The organism is Marinitoga lauensis (genome assembly GCF_004135675.1).
GTDB classification, from domain to species: Bacteria; Thermotogota; Thermotogae; order Petrotogales; family Petrotogaceae; genus Marinitoga; species Marinitoga lauensis.
The window spans coordinates 59331-78570 of sequence record NZ_QHLX01000003.1 but is presented as its reverse complement, the minus strand read 5'-3'; the positions used below and the strand labels follow the sequence as shown (position 1 = coordinate 78570).

17 protein-coding genes and 2 pseudogenes are annotated in these 19240 nt (G+C 28.0%); 4 read left to right on the top strand and 15 right to left on the bottom strand.

The window, feature by feature from the left end; genetic code table 11:
• Window positions 1-12 precede the first annotated feature (12 nt).
• The 6 genes from DJ007_RS05475 to DJ007_RS05450 all read right to left on the bottom strand — a co-directional run bounded on the left by DJ007_RS05475 (window position 13) and on the right by DJ007_RS05450 (window position 7795).
• Window positions 13-1671, bottom strand: coding sequence for a methyl-accepting chemotaxis protein (locus tag DJ007_RS05475; RefSeq protein ID WP_129408678.1), 1659 nt, complete (start codon window positions 1669-1671; stop codon window positions 13-15).
• Window positions 1672-2070: 399 nt separating this feature from the next.
• Window positions 2071-3081, bottom strand: a complete 1011-nt coding sequence (locus tag DJ007_RS05470; RefSeq protein WP_129408677.1) for a mannose-1-phosphate guanylyltransferase — start codon at window positions 3079-3081, stop codon at window positions 2071-2073.
• Window positions 3078-4727, bottom strand: a complete 1650-nt coding sequence (locus tag DJ007_RS05465; protein ID WP_129408676.1) for a hypothetical protein — start codon at window positions 4725-4727, stop codon at window positions 3078-3080. The genes DJ007_RS05470 and DJ007_RS05465 overlap by 4 nt, the downstream gene beginning before the upstream one ends.
• A gap of 35 nt (window positions 4728-4762) precedes the next feature.
• Complete coding sequence (locus DJ007_RS05460) at window positions 4763-5689, bottom strand: hypothetical protein (RefSeq protein WP_129408675.1); 927 nt, start codon at window positions 5687-5689, stop codon at window positions 4763-4765.
• Window positions 5690-5709: 20 nt separating this feature from the next.
• Window positions 5710-6069: a hypothetical protein gene (locus DJ007_RS05455; protein WP_129408674.1), complete on the bottom strand. Its 360-nt coding sequence runs from the start codon at window positions 6067-6069 to the stop codon at window positions 5710-5712.
• Between the two features lie 304 nt (window positions 6070-6373).
• On the bottom strand, window positions 6374-7795 hold the full coding sequence (locus tag DJ007_RS05450) for a hypothetical protein (protein WP_129408673.1): 1422 nt from the start codon (window positions 7793-7795) through the stop codon (window positions 6374-6376).
• Window positions 7796-8162: 367 nt separating this feature from the next.
• On the opposite strand from DJ007_RS05450, the pseudogene DJ007_RS20005 reads away from it, so the two are divergent.
• The 4 genes and pseudogenes from DJ007_RS20005 to DJ007_RS05430 all read left to right on the top strand — a co-directional run bounded on the left by DJ007_RS20005 (window position 8163) and on the right by DJ007_RS05430 (window position 10919).
• A pseudogene (locus tag DJ007_RS20005) lies at window positions 8163-9369 on the top strand (ammonium transporter).
• Between the two features lie 115 nt (window positions 9370-9484).
• Complete coding sequence (locus DJ007_RS05440) at window positions 9485-9883, top strand: MarR family winged helix-turn-helix transcriptional regulator (protein WP_129408672.1); 399 nt, start codon at window positions 9485-9487, stop codon at window positions 9881-9883.
• A gap of 44 nt (window positions 9884-9927) precedes the next feature.
• Window positions 9928-10605, top strand: coding sequence for an NAD-dependent epimerase/dehydratase family protein (locus DJ007_RS05435; RefSeq protein ID WP_165974030.1), 678 nt, complete (start codon window positions 9928-9930; stop codon window positions 10603-10605).
• A gap of 17 nt (window positions 10606-10622) precedes the next feature.
• Window positions 10623-10919, top strand: a complete 297-nt coding sequence (locus DJ007_RS05430) for a Rossmann-fold NAD(P)-binding domain-containing protein (RefSeq protein ID WP_129408670.1) — start codon at window positions 10623-10625, stop codon at window positions 10917-10919.
• A 347-nt stretch (window positions 10920-11266) separates the two neighbouring features.
• Here the strand turns inward: DJ007_RS05430 and DJ007_RS20000 are convergent.
• The 9 genes and pseudogenes from DJ007_RS20000 to DJ007_RS05395 all read right to left on the bottom strand — a co-directional run bounded on the left by DJ007_RS20000 (window position 11267) and on the right by DJ007_RS05395 (window position 19238).
• Window positions 11267-12011 (bottom strand): annotated as a pseudogene (locus DJ007_RS20000) (acyltransferase).
• Window positions 12008-13093 (bottom strand): Gfo/Idh/MocA family protein, encoded by a 1086-nt coding sequence (locus DJ007_RS05420; protein WP_129408669.1) that lies wholly within the window; start codon window positions 13091-13093, stop codon window positions 12008-12010. Before DJ007_RS05420 ends, DJ007_RS20000 begins: the two are co-directional and overlap by 4 nt.
• Window positions 13094-13114: 21 nt before the next feature.
• The gene (locus DJ007_RS05415; protein ID WP_129408668.1) at window positions 13115-14455 is read right to left on the bottom strand and encodes a nucleotide sugar dehydrogenase; all 1341 of its coding nucleotides are present in this window, start codon (window positions 14453-14455) and stop codon (window positions 13115-13117) included.
• 380 nt (window positions 14456-14835) lie between these two features.
• Window positions 14836-15105, bottom strand: coding sequence for a PadR family transcriptional regulator (locus DJ007_RS05410; RefSeq protein ID WP_206076128.1), 270 nt, complete (start codon window positions 15103-15105; stop codon window positions 14836-14838).
• Window positions 15106-15216: 111 nt separating this feature from the next.
• Window positions 15217-15954, bottom strand: coding sequence for a uridine kinase family protein (locus DJ007_RS17250; RefSeq protein WP_240739350.1), 738 nt, complete (start codon window positions 15952-15954; stop codon window positions 15217-15219).
• Window positions 15955-16034: 80 nt separating this feature from the next.
• Window positions 16035-16670, bottom strand: coding sequence for a hypothetical protein (locus DJ007_RS17245; protein WP_240739301.1), 636 nt, complete (start codon window positions 16668-16670; stop codon window positions 16035-16037).
• Between the two features lie 229 nt (window positions 16671-16899).
• Window positions 16900-17088, bottom strand: a complete 189-nt coding sequence (locus tag DJ007_RS15595; protein ID WP_206076127.1) for an anion permease — start codon at window positions 17086-17088, stop codon at window positions 16900-16902.
• A gap of 73 nt (window positions 17089-17161) precedes the next feature.
• The gene (locus DJ007_RS05400) at window positions 17162-18175 is read right to left on the bottom strand and encodes an ArsB/NhaD family transporter (RefSeq protein ID WP_206076126.1); all 1014 of its coding nucleotides are present in this window, start codon (window positions 18173-18175) and stop codon (window positions 17162-17164) included.
• An 85-nt stretch (window positions 18176-18260) separates the two neighbouring features.
• Window positions 18261-19238 carry a thiamine ABC transporter substrate-binding protein gene (locus DJ007_RS05395; RefSeq protein WP_129408667.1) on the bottom strand — a complete coding sequence of 326 codons (978 nt, stop codon included), beginning with the start codon at window positions 19236-19238 and terminating at the stop codon, window positions 18261-18263.
• Window positions 19239-19240 lie beyond the last annotated feature (2 nt).

Genomic DNA, 19240 nt, shown 5'->3' with positions numbered 1-19240 from the left:
CAACAAATCAATTTAATTTAATTTAAATTGATTTACAATATTCATCAACCTATCCGCAAGTTCTGTCATTTTATTAGCTTCCGCTGTTACATTTTCAATATTTGCCGTTTGTTCTTCTGTTGCTGCATTTATCTCCTGAATAGAACCATTTATTCTTGTTGTATTTTCTGATAATTCTGTCATTGCCGTTGCTATTTCATCAACAGCTGCTGTTTGTTCTTCAACACTTGCAGCTATGCTTTCTAATCTTGTAGTAATATCTTTTATAGCTTTTAATATTTTTTCAAGATTTTCACCTGCTTCATTTGATAGTTCAGAACCTTCTTTAACTTTTTCATTGATAATATTTGACACATTCATAGCCTCATCAGAAACTGTTTGAATACCTTCTACAACCTCTCTTATTTCATCGGCTGCTTTTCTACTTTCTTCAGCTAATACTCTAACTTCATCTGCAACTACAGCAAATCCTTTTCCTGCCTCACCTGCTCTTGCTGCTTCTATTGCAGCATTTAATGCGAGAAGATTTGTTTGTTCTGCTATATTTGCCACGGTATCGACAAAATCACTTATTTTTACTGCACTTTCATTAAATTCCTTAACTACTTTTTCTATTTCTTTAGTTACCTCTGTTATTTCTTTCATTTTATCTATAGATTTTTTTACTGTATTTCCTGCAAATTCTGCTTCCTCAGTGGAAAGATGACCAAACTCTGCTGCTTCCGTGGCGTTATCAGCTATTAATTTTGTAGCAGAAGAAATTTCCTGCACAGATGCTGTTGTTTCTTCTACTGCCGCTGTAATTGTTTCTATTTCTTCAGATATACTATTTACAGCATTTGTAGTTTCTTCCAAAGATTCAGCAGAAATATTCATTTCATTAACTATTTCTTTCATTGATGTGGTTAATGTTATACTTTCATTTTTTATGTGATTCATATCTTTAACTAACTGCATATGCATTTCTTTAAATATTTTTATTAATTGGCCAAATTCATCCTTTGATTTTATTTCAGGAATTTTAACAGTATAATCTTTTTCTGATAAATTTTCAGCATATTTCATCAATATACTTAATGTTCGCATAATAGTATTTATCACTATTATCGAAATAAGTATTCCAACAATTAAAGATGAAATAATAACTATGATTCCATATATTTTAGATTTAGTTATTAATATAAAGTTATCATTAATAATTACATCTGTCTTTTCATTTATTTCTTTTTGTAGTTCATTAAAAGAGTCTATAGCTTTAGCTCCAATATTTCTAAAATTATCTGCATCATTTTTTATGTCTTCTACAGAATTATAGCTTTTCAACAAATTTAAGTACGCAGAGATATCCTCTATAGCTCTTTCTTTTATTGCATTTAAATCATTATCTAAATCCATATTTGATATGCTAGCTATCACTTCTTGCATTTTATTTTCAGCCTTTAATTTTAAATTCTCATCATTAAATGCCAGATATTCAGCTACTATTTTTCGCGCTTCCATAAAATCTGTTGCATATATTCCTATATTTTTCATATTCAAAATGTATTTTTCATCCATTTGTTTTTCTTTATTCAAGATTGCAGAAAAGGAGTAATTAGTTATTAAAAACATAATGATTTGTGATATTAACAAAATTCCTACCAATAACCATATTTTTGTTTTTACTCTCATTTTTTTTACCCCTTTCAATATTTCTATGTTTTATATAGCATTTAAAATTTAATTTTGCTAAAAAATATAGATATAATTTATTTAATATCATATTACAAGAAAATTATATCAAAAAAGCACGGTTTTTTAAAACCCGTGCTCAGACTGTTGACAAAATAAAATAAGAAAAAATAATATGAGCGAATCCTTGAAAATTCCCGAAAAAATGTGAATGGAACCGGTCAATTTTGCACGGATGCAAAATTGAGCGAAACCGAACAAGGATGTGAGTTTGAGCGACCGGTGGGAATGAACATTTTTGAGGAATATGAATTTTCACCGGATGAGCGAATATTATTTGAGTATTTTATTTTGTACTTTGACTAAAAACTAAAAGCACGGGTTTCCAAAACCCGTGCTTTAAAACTCTTCTTTCTTTTTTAATTGTTTTACTATTTCTCTTATATCATTTATTTTATCTTCTTTCGCTATCAATATTCCATTTTCTGTATCTATCACAATTATATTTTCCAATCCCACAATACCTACATTTTTATTTGCTTTAACAAATACATTTTTACTATCAACTAAGTGTACATTCTCATTATTATCTGAATACCCTTCCATTTCTCTAACCGAAACCCAATTCCCTACATCTGACCACTCATATTCTGCTTTAACTGTATATACCTTATCTGACTTCTCCATTAATGCATAATCTATACTAATTCGTCTAATTTTTGGATATATTTCATGTAATTGATCAATATTATTTGGGTTTAACTCGTTCATATCATTATATATATCTTCATTATATTTTTTCATTTCTTCTAAAAAAATATCTTTTTTCCAGAAAAACATACCGCTGTTCCAATAATAATTACCTTCTTGTAAGTATTTTAATGCTGTATTATAATCTGGCTTTTCTTTAAAACTTTTTACTTTCATAATATTATCTTCTAAATCATTACCTGCTTCTATATATCCATATCCTGTCTCTGGTCTTGTTGGGTTAATTCCCATTGTAATTAATCCGTTATATTTTTCTGCTGCATATATACCTTTTTCTACTGTTTTCCAGAATTTTTCTTTATCTGGTATATAATGATCTGCAGGTAAAATAAAAACAACTTCATCATTATCCGCTACTAATGTTCCCAGGAAACATGCAGGAGCGGTATTTCTCGCTATTGGCTCTAACAAAACATTATTTTCTGGCAACTCCGATAATTCTTTTAAGGTATCATTTTTATATTTTTCCGCAGTAACAATATATATATCTTCTGGTTTTAATTTATAAACTAACCTTTCAAAGGTTTCTCTGATCAAAGATTTGTCAGAGAATATTTTTAAAAACTGTTTTGGTTTTTTAGATGTACTTAAAGGCCAGAACCTTTCACCAGATCCACCTGCTAATATTATTGCTTTCATTCTTTTCCTCCTTTAATTATTTTACCTCTTTTTAATATTTTTCCTCTTTCATTTACCCATGTGGGCTCAATATTACCATCAAAAAAGTTATTTATTTCTGTATTTTCTAAATATACATCATTACTTCCATCAATATATATATCTATTTTATTATCCTCAAATTTTGTATTTTTAATTTTTATTTCTTTATCATTTTGAGAATTATATACATAAATTGATTTATCGTTTTTTATGAACTTTGAAGAGTCAATTAAAAGCGATGATTTAAAAATGTCTAATGATATTTTATTATTTATGAATTCACAATTTTCTATAGTTAAATTATTATCTTCTATAGACTTGATTGTCTTATTGTTATTTTTAAATTTACTATCAGTTATATACATATCACTTTTTGATGAATTTATAGATTCAATACTATTTAAAAATGAAGAATTTTTGATTTTCAATTTTGATCCATATATATCTAAATCCAATATAGATTCTGCAATTGATAGATTATATAAATTTACATCAGAAATATAAAATGTAAACGTTGTTTCATTATCAAAAAATAGGGAATTTTTGATTTCAATATTCCCTCCCAGCATCTCTATACCTTTTTTATTATCGTATAGTATTATATTATATGCAGTACCAGAATATTTTTTTCCATATATTCCTGTATTACAATTTTTAATAACTAAATTATATAAATCAAAGTTATTTTTTACTGAAATTCCTATATTTGCATTATATATTTCAACATTTCTTAAAACACCTGTATTTAATACTATTCCATAAAATTGCCCTTTAATCGCTTTAAAAATCAACTTAGAATTATTATTGATATTTCCATTGATTATTATCTTTTTATCAGGAAATACATAAAATTCAACTAAGTCTTTTGAGTTTAGCGAATCTATTACAATATCATCTGAAATAATATAATATTTTTTATTTAAATTTTCTGGTAAGTTTTTATATAACTTTTGTGAGAATAAAAAGTTGTCTTTTATTTTTAGTTTTATAATCTCTGTTTTATACCCTTTAAATTCTCGCCATATACTTAAAGTACCTTCTTTAGTTAATTTTTCTAAAGGAAGATCAAATGTTTTATTGTCTCCTTCAAAAACACCTTCATTTACATAATTATCTAATTCTATTTTATAATAATTGTATTTATATTTATCATATAATTCTAATTTGAACTCTCCCACATTTATATTATCAAATTTTTTTACTTTAGGAAGTTCCGGTGGGGTTATTTTATTATATATCTCTTTCTGAAAATTACCATCTATATATAACAAAAACTTATACTCTTTACCAGGTAAAAAATTAGAAAATGTAAAGTTGCTTATACTTCTTACATTTATCTGTGAAATAATTTTTCCTTCTTCATTTATTATTTTTAACTCACAAAAATCAGCTGGAAACTTTTCATTAAAATGAAATGAGATCCCATTTTTGGATTCTTCGATTTTATATTCTGGATATGGATTTAAATCAATTGTATATATGGAGTTATTACCAAGCTCATCAAATAAGGTTAACGTTGCACTTTTACCAAAAGATAAAAACTCAATATATGAATTATCAAATAAATATGTGCTTTCTTCTGTTATTAATTCAAATGATGATTTCTCATTTGATTTTAATTCCAACCTGTATTTATTATTATATCTTAATTTATATTCCTCTAACTTTGGGGAGTTGAATCAAAATATATTTTTTTATACCACACTGTATAGTCATTTAAAAATATTTTTAACTCATTTTCTCCTTCTTTAAAATCTTCTGGTAAATACTCTTTTCCGTTTAAAAATACTTTTTTATATTTCAAATTCAATGCTTTGTTAATTTTATTCGGAATTTCTGTCATTTTTGGTTTAACTATTTTTATTTTATCCCCTTTATATCCTGTAGGATAAACAGGTATTATTTCATATGTAATCTCATCGTATGAGATTGTGTCTTTGTATATATTATTATCTATTGTTTCTACAAATTTACCGTTTTTATATATCTCATATTTCACAGGAGTTATCATATTATTTTCTAAATTTAATATTATTTCAATATAGTCTCTGATTTCAATTTTATAATCTTTAATTTTAGAAAGGGGTGCTGTTATTTCAAAAGATTTTTCATATATTTTTTTATTTCCAATATATCCTTCTGCTTTTAATATATACCTTTCAAAAGGAGAAATAAATATCTTATACTCCTTTAACGATGTTTTGTATTCATAATTTTTATATTTTATTTTCCAGTAATCCATTTTGTAATTTTTTGAATTCAAATGTAATATTATTTGATCATAATCAACTCTATCATAATCCACATTTATTTCCGGTTTTTCAATATAAATATCATATTCTTTTAATGAAAAGAAAAAGCGGGGAACATATAGTTCCCTCACCAATTTATTCTTTCCAAAAATAATTTCTAATTTATGTTTTCCTGGAATCAACCAACTTTTATCTTTTTTATCTATTTTAATAACAAAATTTATACCTTTTAATTCTTCTGGAAAAATTATATTTACTTTTACTTTAGTTGGTTTAAACCATAATCCAAGGAAAATTATAAGAGTTAATAGAATTACAAAAACAGTTTTTTTCATATTTTACCTCCGTTGGAGTTTTATAATTCTTCAGCTATAACATATACTATTTCTAAATAATTATTTCCATACTTATCAAATTTTAATGCAACCTGGAACCATAGTAATAAATCTCTTAAATATTCCCCTGTATTATTATACAACAATTTTTTACCATCTGTTCTCATCATACCATTTTTTACTGTACCATCTTTATATTTTACAAATAATAATGCTTCTGGACTAAATTTGAACGGCTCAACAAATTTTTGTGTAAATAATCTATATGTTGCAGGTTCAAAAGATACTAATTTACCTCCATAGAATGTCCAGAAGAACATTGTCATATCTTGAGGTTTTTGTATAAATTTTTCTTCAATAATATCCAGATTGATTTTCATCTCAGGTACAAAATAAGCATTTTCACTTGCTTTTAAATCTTCTAATTTTCCATCAATGTCTTTCCAATAAGATATAAAATCACTTTTTTCATTAATATCAACATTTTCCGAATTATTATATAATGCAAGGAAGTTATCTAAAGATTTTTAGTTGCATATTCTCTATTCACATTTAATCTATCAATAACCTTATAATATTCTACTTTACTATTTACATAATCACTTTTTATAGTTTTCGTTCTATAACTATATTCAACTTCTGTTTTAAATACTACACCAATATCATTTGGAATATCTTCCGCTTTTACCTCTTTATGTAATTTTTTATACTTTTCAGGTATCTCAGGAAATCCTTTTTTGCCAATCTTTTCATTTCTGATATAGTTTCTACATCAACTGAATACCATCTTGCTTTTATTTCATTTCCAGATATCTTAAATTTATTTGTTAATTCTAAGTTAGAAGGAATCTTTGCTTTTTTATCAATTGATTCATGATTAATATTTACAATCCATACCCCATTTTCATCCTTTTTAATTGTACCTGAACTTAAAAATTCAAATTTTTTATTATTTGTATCTTTTTCATCTAAGTATTTATATGTCATTGGAAATGTTTTCCCTGTATAGTATTCTTCTTTTTGCCTTATTATTTTTTTCTTTTGAGAGGTATTTTCTACTATATTTTCAACGTAATAATTTGATTTTACAGTTATTTTTGAATTATCCAGAGTAATTAAATCTTCTTTATCTGTATTAAATAATACTATATCATTTGAGAATGTATATGGAATGATTTTTGAGATTTTTGATACTATTGGTTTTCTTACTTCAAATAATACAGGTTCATCTTTAAATGTAGATTTTGGCAAATATGTAATCATATTATTTAATGTTCTAACTGGAATCAAATCATCTCCATTTAATTTTAACGGTTTATTCCCAAATATATATGCCATTAAAGAATAAAAGTATGCTCTGTTAACATATTTATTACCATCTAACACATTATCTCCTTCAAAGATTGGTAATTTAATTACGGGTATTATTTTTCCATCAAATTTAGTTAAAAAGTATCTCTCAAAAACACTTACATACCCTGACTCTTTAAAAGAATACATTCCTTTATCTAAAATAGAATTCAAATATTCAGCATATGAAACAAAATTACCTTCAGCAGGTGAATATCCCCAATTATTATTCATATTTAATACTGTAAATATTTTAACAACTGCTTTAATAACATCCACTTTTTTCAATTTTGTTAAAGGGGAATATTCAATAAGAGGAGTATTTATTTTTTTTAGAAAATAATTATTTAAATATTCTATATATCCATAATTTCTGGAAAAATCATAACCGTCATTTGAATAAGAATTTTCCATTTTTGTTTTTATATCATTAAAAGTAGGAGATGAAAGGGGATATTTTTTTAATATTTCTTTTTCTAAACCCAATATTCTTGCCGCTGAAACTGCAAGTTCTACAGCATATACTTCTTCATCTGGATATAATTCATATGAAAAACGATTATCTAATGAGGAAAAATTATTCTCAGAATCAATGTTCTCATATAATCCTATTTTTAATAAATTCAAAACATTGGAAGGATAATCAGATAATGAATCTTCTACTCTAAAAAACAGCACTGGTTGCTTAGGAGTATTCACTCCAAAAATAATAACTGAAATTAAAAATATTAAAATTATAACACCTTTACTTTTCACAATCCCACCTCCGATTTATAAATATACTGTTATTATAATATATCTAATTTATCTATATATTTATCGAATATAATTTTCTTTTCTTTAATTTTAATATTAATATTTATATGTGTATTTATATATATTTTAACATAAACAATATAAATTCTCAATGTTGAATTTAATAAAATTCCAACAATTTACTAAAATCAATAAAATCAGTTAAAAACTTATATTTCAAGTAATGACAATCAATTTTCAGTTATTAAACAAAATAATTTTTTGAATTCTTATAAATTCAAATTTGATTTGTTCATATATTAGAGCTATAATTTTTCTGCATAAATTTTTCAGGGGGTGGGAAAATTTTTTGTAAAGGGGTGAAAAAATGTTTGATACCGGCAACACAGCTTTCATGTTACTTGCCACAAGCTTGGTAATGCTTATGACTCCAGGTCTTGCATTTTTTTATGGAGGATTGGTTAGTCGAAAGAACGTTTTGACTATTATGATGCAAAGTTTTGTCTCTATGGGATGGACTACCATTTTATGGGTAATATTCGGTTTTACTATGAGTTTTGGTAATGATATTGGTGGAATAATTGGTAATTCAAAATATTTATTCCTTCATGGAATTTCCGTTACAACTCCATTCGGTGCTAATACAGGTATCCCTATGATTGTATTCGTAGCCTATCAGATGATGTTTGCTATTATAACTCCTGCTCTTATCACCGGTGCTTTTGCCGATAGGGTAAAATTTAAAGCATACATGTTATTTTTAACTGTTTGGTTGATTTTTGTTTATTTTCCTTTAGTTCATATGGTTTGGGTGGAGGTTTATTCCAAAAATGGGGAGTTTTAGATTTTGCAGGAGGAATCGTTGTTCACGCAAGTGCTGGAGCAGCCGCTTTAGCTTCGGTATTTTTTGTGGGTAAAAGGAAAAATGCAAACACAAAGCCTCATAGTATCCCTCTTGTTGCTTTAGGAACAGGTTTATTGTGGTTTGGATGGTATGGCTTTAATGCTGGTAGCGAATTAAGAGTAGATGCTGTAACTGCTAACGCATTTTTAAATACTGATGTTGCTGCTTCTTTTGCTGCTATAACATGGTTAATTTTAGCTGTAATTTTTGAAAAGAAACCAAAAATTTTAGGTATGTTAACAGGTGCTGTTGCAGGATTAGCAACTATTACACCAGCTGCTGGATACGTTACTATACAATCTTCAATGCTAATTGGAATAATAGCTTCAATTGTCAGTTATGCTGCTGTTTTTTATAAAAATAAAAAAGGATGGGACGATGCACTTGATGTATGGGTGTTCACGGTGTAGGTGGTTACCTTGGTATCCTTTTATTAGGATTATTTGCAACAAAAGCTGTAAATGCCAATGGAGCTAATGGATTATTTTATGGTAATGCTACCTTCTTCTGGAAAGAATTTATTGCTGTGACATCGGTTTCAATTTATGCTTTCATCTTTACATATGTAGCATTATGGTTAATAAATAAAATAACTCCTATTAGAGTTAGCGGAGAAGCCGAAATAGAGGGTCTTGATAAAGCAGAATTTGGAGAAGAAGCTTACTTTTAATCATAATAATCGGATGGTTACACCATCCGATTTATTTTTAATAAAATTAATTCATTTTTTGAACTATTTATTTTTTTAATAGTCTAAATAATAAACTAAAAGCAGGAGGGATAATATGCCAATAAATCCGGAACAAACATTTGAATTACTTTTTGATTTTATTTCTAATTTTACCAGAATAGTATCAGATTTTTCAGAAGCAGAAAAATTAAAAACACTGGAATTTTATGTTGTATTGTATATTGGATTAAAAGGACCACAAAAAATGACCAATTTAGCAAAAAAATTTTCAACAACAAAGAGTAATATTACAAATATTGTAGATAGTCTGGAAAAAAAGGGATATGTTGAAAGAATACGAAGCAATAAAGATAGAAGAGTAATTCTTATTTCGCTCATATCAAAAGGCGAAAAGGTATTCGAAGAAACACTTAAAAACTTTAAAATAATGTTTAATGATTTTATGTCTAAAGTTTCTAAAAAGACTTTGAAATTATTTCAAAGGGTTTTATAAAATAATGGAAATCTATAATAATTCATCTTCAGGAGATGATTAATATGATTTTAATCACCGGTGCTACTGGACATATAGGGAATGTTCTTGTTAAAAAGCTTTATGACCAAGGAGAAAAAATTCGTATATTTGTTTTACCAGATGAAGATATATCTATTTTCGATGGAATGAATTTAGATATTATTTATGGCGATATAAGAGATTATAATGCCGTAAAAAATGCTTGTAAAAATGTTGAAAAGGTTTTCCATCTAGCTGCAATAATCTCATTATTACCCTGGAAGGATAAACTCGTATATTCAGTGAATATTGGTGGTGTTGAAAATATAATAAAAGCAGTAAAAGATAATCGTGTAGAAAAATTATTATATGTAAGTTCTGTTCATGCATTTGCAGAAATAGAAAAAGGAGCTACAATTGAGGAAGATACTCCTATTAATCCAAAAAGAACCACTGGGGCTTATGGAAAATCAAAAGCTATTGCAACATTAAAGATTTTAGAGGCAATCAGAAGAAAAGAAATAAACGCTACTATTGTTTTTCCCACTGGAATAATAGGGCCATATGATTATAAAAATTCTGAAATATTTAAAGTTTTTAAAGATTATATTGACGGAAAGATTAAATATTGTGTTGATGGAGCTTTTGATTTTGTAGACGTTAGGAATGTCGTCGAGGGTATAATAGAAGCTTCAAAAAAGATAATGAAAAGTATATTTTAAGCGGTGAAAATCTGTCTATGAGAAAGATCTTTTACTATTTAGAAAAAGCAACAGGAAAAAATACAAAGATTAAATTTATTTCACCATCAAATTCCTATATCATATCTTACCTTACTTTTTTTTATTATCTTACAAATACAAAGAAAAATCTCTCCCTCAGTCCATATAGTGTATATACTTTAAACAGATTTTATAAGTTCTCCCACAAAAAAGCTCAAAAAGAACTAAATTACAATCCCCGTCCACTATATGAAGCAATAAAAGATACTATTTCATGGATAAAAAATCAACCTTCTGCAAAGCAGAAGGTTTGAGATTGAAGACAAAGTACAAAATAAAATAATCAAAAAAGGAATAAAATAAAAAATAATGTTTTTTACCCGGTGAATTTTCTTAATCCTCAAAAATAGACTAAAAATAAAACTCATTCAGACGCTTGATTGCTTAAACTCTTCGCGGAGCGAAGGGGTTAAGGATTTTAGAAAATTTTTATTAAATTCTTATTTTTAAACATATTTATCCTTTCGCGAAGCGAAATGATAAGGCAATCTGCGAGTCTTCATTCGTTTTATTTTTTATTCTATTAAATATCTTTGGAATTTTTAAAGATTCGCTCATATTATTTTTTCTTATTTTTTTGTCAACAGTCTGAGGTTTGGCTTTACTTATAATAACTCTGATTTTCCAACAATTGTTCTTCAGGTACATCCTTATAAACCTTCGCAGGACTTCCCATTACAATTTTTCTTGCAGGAACACTTTTGTAACTACTGATCCAGCTGCAACAAGAGCATCTTCCCCTATTTCAATCCCGGGTAAAATAGTGGAATTCGCTCCAATCCTCGCGCCTCTTTTCAACGTTGCACCTTTAAAATATTTTTTTCTATCTTCTGTTCTTCCTAAAAAATTATCGTTTGTAAATGTAACTTCAGGTGCAACAAAACAATAATCCTCAATTGTTGATAATGCTGTAATATATGCATTGGTTTCAATCTTTACTTTTTTCCCAATTTTCGTCTGATTTTCTACTGCAACCCTCTACCAATAATGGTATACTCCCCTATTTCAACATCTTCTCTAATACTTGCTAAATCTCCAACAAAAACGAAATTATTTAATTTTGCTCCTCTGTATATCACACAATTTGCACCTATTGTTACATATTCACCAATTATTAAAGGATCTAATTCCTTTTCTTTAGTTACAGCAGAATTTGATGCCTTAAATGGTTTTTTACCTAAAACAGTATTATCTGCAATTACACTACCTTTTTTTATAATAGTATCTTTTTTAATAACCACATTATTTCCTAATCTTACATTCTCTTCAATTATTACATTTTCTTCAATCTCTATATTATGACCTAATTTCACAGTATCATGAATTTGAGCATATTCAGAAATCATTTTTTCACCTTCTTAAAATATCCTTTCATTTCTTCTGTAGAAAATTCAAATGGGAATTTAACAGGTTTACCTTCTTTTGCCGATTTATATATAGCTAAAACAATTTCAACTGCTCTTTTTCCATCTTCTCCAGAAATATATGGCTTTCTGTCTTTTACAATTGCTTCGTAAAAATCTTTATATAAAGGAACATGGCCTGCACCATATACAGTATCTGGATCAGGTAAATTCTGAAATGGATGTGAATCTTCATTTTCAAATCTCCATGTTTCTATTTTATTAACTGCAAGACCTCCAATTACAACAGTTCCCTTCTCTCCAAATACAGATAATGTTTCCTCTAAATTTTTAGGATAAACATTTGCTGTTCCTTCAATAATTCCAACTGCACCATTTTTAAATTTTATTATAGCGCTTCCAAAATCTTCTGCTTCTATATATGGATGATTAAAATTCTCAATTCTTCCAGATATTTCTTCAATATCTCCAAAAGTCCATTGTAATAAATCGATACCGTGTGTACATTGATTCATTAAAGTTCCACCATCTAATTCCCATGTTCCTCTCCATGGTGCCTGTTCATAATATGATTTGTTCCTATTCCACCTTATTGAAATTTGTCCATGTAATAACTTACCAAATTCACCATTTTCAAGTTTTTTTCTCAATTCTTGAATTGGTGGATTAAATCTATTTTGAAAACAAACACCCAATTTTAAAGCTTTTTCTTTTGATACTTGAATCATATGATCTATTTCTTTAGTAGACAATGCCATTGGTTTTTCTACCAAGACATGTTTTCCGCTATTCATCGCATCTATTGATATTTGATAATGATATCCACTTTCTGTAGCAATAGACACCATATCAATATCTTCTCTTTTTAACACTTCTTTATAATCTTTATATACTTCTGGTCTGTTTAATCCAGCGTTTTCTATAATATTTGCAACATTTTCTGCTTTTTCTTTTACAGGATCTACAACTGCTACAAGCTCAAATAGCTCTTTATTTGCTATTATAGCTTCTGTATGTTTTTTAGTTGCTATTCTTCCACAACCAATTAAAGCTAATCTAATCATAACCGCATCTCCTTTTTATTATTATAACAATATAACTTTTTCTTTATTCTTCTCAATATTCTTAGTTTTATTTTTTGTATCAAATAAAAATGGAGCATGTTCTAACACAAATTCATAATCAACATTTGAGTGTGCTGTTGTTAAAACAACTGCATCAACACTTTCCAATAACTCCTTTGTCAATTCCACACTTTTATATTCTTTTCCATCATGTTTAAATTCTGGAATATATGGATCATGAATAATAATATCCGCATGTTTCTTTTCAAGGTGTTCTATAACCTTTAGCGCTGGAGATTCTCTTAAATCATCAATATCATTTTTATATGCTACACCAAGCAATAAAACCTTAGCTCCATTTAAACATTTCTTTCTATCATTAAGAATATCCTGAAGTCTGGAAACAACATATTCTGGCATTGCGTCATTAATTTCTCCAGCCATTTCAATTAATCGTGTATGATAGTCTACAGCCCTTGCTTTATAAGTTAAATAAAATGGATCAATTGGGATACAATGACCTCCAACACCAGGACCTGGATAGAAAGGCATGAATCCAAAAGGTTTGGTAGCAGCTGCATCAATAACTTCCCATATATTTATGCCTAATTTCTTTGCAACTACTGCCATTTCATTAATTAAAGCAATATTTACTATTCTAAATGTATTTTCCAATATTTTTGCCATTTCTGCTTCTTTAGGAGACGATACTGCAAAAACTTCTGCTTCAAGTACATTTTCATATAATGCCTTCGCATGTTTTGTACATTCTTCAGTTACTCCTCCAACAACTTTTGGTGTATTTTTAGTTTTAAATCTTAAATTTCCTGGATCCACCCTTTCTGGTGAAAAGGCTAAATAAAAATCTTTTCCTACCTTTAATCCTGTTTCTTCTAAAATAGGCAGCATTACTTCTTCTGTTGTTCCTGGATATGTTGTACTTTCCAGGGTAATTAACATATCTTTGTGTAATCTTTTAGCCAATTCTCTGGTTGAAGCAACAACATATTGTAAATCTGGCTGTTTAAATTTATCAAGCGGTGTGGGGACACATATCATTACAGCATCACAATTCGCTAATTCATCAAAATTTGTTGTTGCAGTAATTTTCCCTTCTTTCACTAAAACTTCCAACTCTTCATTAACAACATCTCCAATATAATTAATTCCCTTGTTAACCATTTCAACTTTCTTTTCCTGCACATCAAAACCAATAACAGTATAACCTGCTTTTGCTTTTTCCACTGCCAGAGGTAATCCTACATAACCAAGTCCAATAACCCCAATTTTTGCCGTTTTGTTTTGAATTTTTCCATTAAAGTCATTTAAACCCCTCCAAATATTGAAGTTTTTATTTTTCATTCACTGAGTGAATTATAACATATATTATCCTTTATGTCAACAAAAATAAGTGCCTTTCGGCACTTATTTTAAACTATCAATAAAATAAGAAATAATAATATGAGTGAATCCTAAACATTTCGCGGAGCGAAAGGTTTAAGGTTGTTTTTTTATTTTATAATAAAAATATTTTTCCTAAAACCCTTCGCGAAGCGAAGAGTTTAAGAATTTTCACCGCCTGAGCGAATATTATTTTTAAATACTTTATAAGTAGATAAGTTTGTCTACAAAGTGAAATAAGTGCCTTTCGGCACTTATTTTTCAAATTTCTCAACTCTTTGAATATATATATCAATAATTTTTTAAACTCTTCAAACTCTTTTTTGAATTCTTTAAAAACTTCATTCCATCTTCTGTAATCTTGTATATTTTCTTTGATGGCCCAGAATCAGTTGTGTCCCAATCAGTAACAACAAGCCCATATCTTCTAACTTAGCCAGCGTTCTATATAAATTACCCATTTGACCTATACCACTTAATATAACCCCAAAATCAGATAATTTATTGGCTATTTCATAACCATGTGCAGGTTCTTCTGCTATTATCAAAAGAACAAAAGATTCAATCCACCCTCTTCTAAATCTTCCCTGTCCTCTTCCATAACCCGGCATATATAACCCTCCAAAATCCTTTTAAATTTTTTACAAATAATTAAAACAATTTTTGTCTTATATTTCAATTATATCATACATATATAAAAATATCTTGTACATTAGACAAACTTAATATTCAAATGCACTGTCTCCAATAAACTCTCTTAAAACAGATATTCTTGGCACTTCATTAATTGCAGGTAATGGCAAGAAATAGTCTAAAAATCTCAGCAATCGTTTTGCTTCTGTATATTCAGATAAAGTATTGTCAATTTCCAATAGCAATGGCTCTGCAAACAATTTTAATATAGGAAGCTCATATATTAAATATGAATTAAACATTATATCTGCTTCTTCCTGATATGGGAAAATATTTTCTTCTTCACCCTTTCTTACTTCTGGCCACAATTGTAGAGTCCTTAATGCTGTTGCACCCCTAAAATTATAATCTCTAACTATCCTTCTAATTAATCTTGTATCTGTAGTTGGAATTCTATTCATTTCATCAAGATTCATTTGAATTAATGCGCTTACATATACTTTAAACTTTTGATCTCTGGGAATACTTTCTGTCAATTTTTCATTTAACCCATGAATACCTTCTATTATAATAGGCTGATTTTTGCCCACTTTCACCTTTTTTCCAGTCCATTCTCTTTTTCCAGTAATAAAGTTATAATATGGTAATTCAACTTCCTTTCCCTCTATTAAATCTTTTAAATTTCTATTTAGTAAATCAAGATCTAAAGCTCTCAATGATTCAAGATCCTTTTTGCCTTCAGGAGTTAATGGTATTTTTTCATAATCCATATAATAATTATCCAACGATATTTGCAATGGTTCCTTTCCATGAACTTTTAATTCCAGAGCTATTCTTTTGGCACTTGTAGTTTTTCCTGAAGAAGAAGGACCCGCTAAACATATTAACCTGACATGTTTTCTTTTAATTATTTCATCTGCAATGTTTGCATATTTTTTTCGTGTAAAGCTTCTGAAATTCTAATTAATTCCCCACTTTTTTTTACACCTTTAGCTATTAATGAATTTAATTCTCCAACGCTTTTTATATTTAATATATCAAGCCATTTTTTGTATTCTATAAACGTTGCTGACAACTTGGGTAATGGCTTAAATTCAGGTATTTCATCTGGATTTATATTGGTTGGGTGTAATAGTATAAATCCTTTATCGTATGAAATAATATCAAATTTATCAATATACCCTGTCGATGGTGGCATATATTCATAAAAATAATTTATATACTCTCCACATTTATAAACTTTTACTGTTGTTTTTTTTCTATACTTAAATAGTAATGCCTTATCATGTTCTTCAACCTCTTCAAAATACCTTATAGCATCAAATTTGCTCAATGTGATTTTCTCAAAAAGTATATTTTCATTTATAATTTTTCTCATTTCTTCTTTTAAGTTGTTTATATTTTTTACAGTATTTCTCATACCTTTAATTTCAAAATACAGACCTGGTCCAATAGCATGATGAACTACCAAACGCCCTTTTTTATGCAATCTTTTTAAAGCAATATATATAATAAATAACAAAGCCCTTCTGTATATTCTCATACCTTCATTAGATGTAATATCAATAGCTTTTGCATAACCATTATCATGAATTTTTTTCCATAACTCTTTGATCTCATTATTAAATTTTATAGCTAGAATTGTGTGTTTGTTATTTTTTTGTAATTCATCTGCTATTTTAAAAAACTGTTCCCCTTACTTATTTTAATAGTTCCAAAATCAGTCTTTACAACATATCCCATTCTTTCACCCCTTTTTTACAATATAAAATTTATATTTTTATCAATATATATAAGTACAATGATGAAAGCAATAATCCTAAAATGGCTATCTTCATTCCAATTTTCATAAAATCAAAAAATTTAATCTTTCTATTAAAATTACTTTCTATCATTCCTATAATAACCATATTTGAAGCCGCTCCGCTTATAGTACCATTACCTCCAAAACTTGCTCCCAAAGCTAAAGACCACCACAACAATTCACTATGGGAAAAGCTCCCATTAAAGCCCTAACAATAGGAATAAAAATTGTTACCACTGGAACTGCACCATAAAGGCTGCTAAAAGTCCTGATCCCCATAATACTATTATCAATAAAATATACGGGTGGGAAGTAAAATTATATATCAAATTTGTTACATCTTCTATAACATGAACATCTTCAAGCGCCTTTACTATTGCAAAAAGTCCTACAAAGAAAAACAGTGTATCCCATTCTACTTCGCCTGAAATTTCATCAAAATCCTTTTTTGATAATAATAACATAACCGCTCCACCTGTTAATGCTATTAATGCGGCTTCATAATCCAAATATTCATGTATAAAGAAACCCAATATTACCAGTCCAAACACAAACAATCCTTTTTTTAATAATGCATAATCTACAATAGCCTTTCCTGGATCGGCTTTCATTAAATTATCTAATTTCTTTCTTTCTATTACTTTTAATTCTTTATGAATGGATAAAAAATATATTATAGATAAAAAAAGCGCTATGAATGAAGGTATGGACATTATGAGTAGAAATTCCAAAAAGCTTTTTCCTGAAGCACTGCCAACTAAAATATTTGGAGGGTCGCCTATCATTGTTGCAGTACCACCAATATTGGCTGAAAATATCATAGGAAATAGAAATGTTTCCGGTTTAATTTCTATTTCCTGACAGATATATATAATAACTGGCGAAAAAAGTATTAATGTAGTTACATTATCCAGAAAACTGGAGAGTATAGCAACTACAAGCATTGTAAAAATAAATATTGATATAACATTTCCTTTTGACTTTCGAACAATGTATATTGCTATTGCTTGAAATAAACCTGTTGTCTTCAATATTCCTACAACAATCATCATTCCAAGTAAAATTCCAAGAGTATTAAAATCTATAAAATCCCCTACATTCGAAACACGCAAAGTATCAGAAACCTTTACAAGAGAAACTAAAAGACCCATACTAAAAGCAATTACTGCTTTATTTCCTTTTCCAAAAATAATCAAATAATAAGTAAAGAAAAAAATAAGTAATGATATTATTTTAGCTATCATAGCATCCCCCTGCCTCTATACCTCTATTATACTCCAAATATTAATAATGTTGCAATAAAAAATGAGGCCTTTTGGCCTCATCTTTTTATTGCAACATTATTTCCTCCCATTCTTCAATCCACTTCTCCATATTTTTATCAATATCCTGAGCATTTACTGTAACTATTTTTTCTGGAATTATTGCATAATTAAAAGCTTCAGGTAATTCAACTTTTGTTACAGGAAACATCCATTGGTTTAATGGTATCTCTTCTTGAAAATCATCAAATAATAAAAACTCTATAAACCTTTTAGACAATTCCAAATTTTTTGTACCTTTTACAATTCCTGCACCCTCTATTTGAACATATGCACCTTCTTCTGGAATAAATGCCTTATATTTTGTTGATTTATAATAATAGTATGAATATGCTCCATCAGTGGCATAACTCACCATCATTGGAGCTTCACCAGATTCAAATTTTGCAAAGGCTTCACTCCAACCTGGAGTTACTGTTAAAATAGCAGGTTTTAATCTTCTCCAGAAATCTTTCCACTGATTTTTGTAAATAGCAATTGTCCATAATAAAAATGCCTGCCCTGTACTCGATGTTCTTGGATCTTCAATAATAAGCTTTTTCTTCATATTAGTTAAATCTTCAAAACTTTTAGGAACAGTATTTAATTTTTCTGGATCATAAACAATTGCAATGGCTCCATAATCATATGGAATTAAATGATATGTTTTATCATAAATCAAACTAGTATCTTTGATTTTATTAATATTCAATGGCTTATATGGAATTATCAAATCTTCATTTATAGCTAAAACAGATAATGATTGATCCAATCCAATTACTACATCAGCTTTGGGATTCTTTTTTTCCAGTTTTAATCTTGCTAACACATTTCCACCATCACCTAAAACAACAATATTCACCTTTACTCCATACATACTTTCAAATCTTTGAATAGTTCCTTTCTTTATCCAATCTAAACTATCATAGACATATACAGTAAGAGTATTTGCCATAACTATACCTACAACTAAAACACTGATTAAAATCATTAAAGCTTTTTTCATTC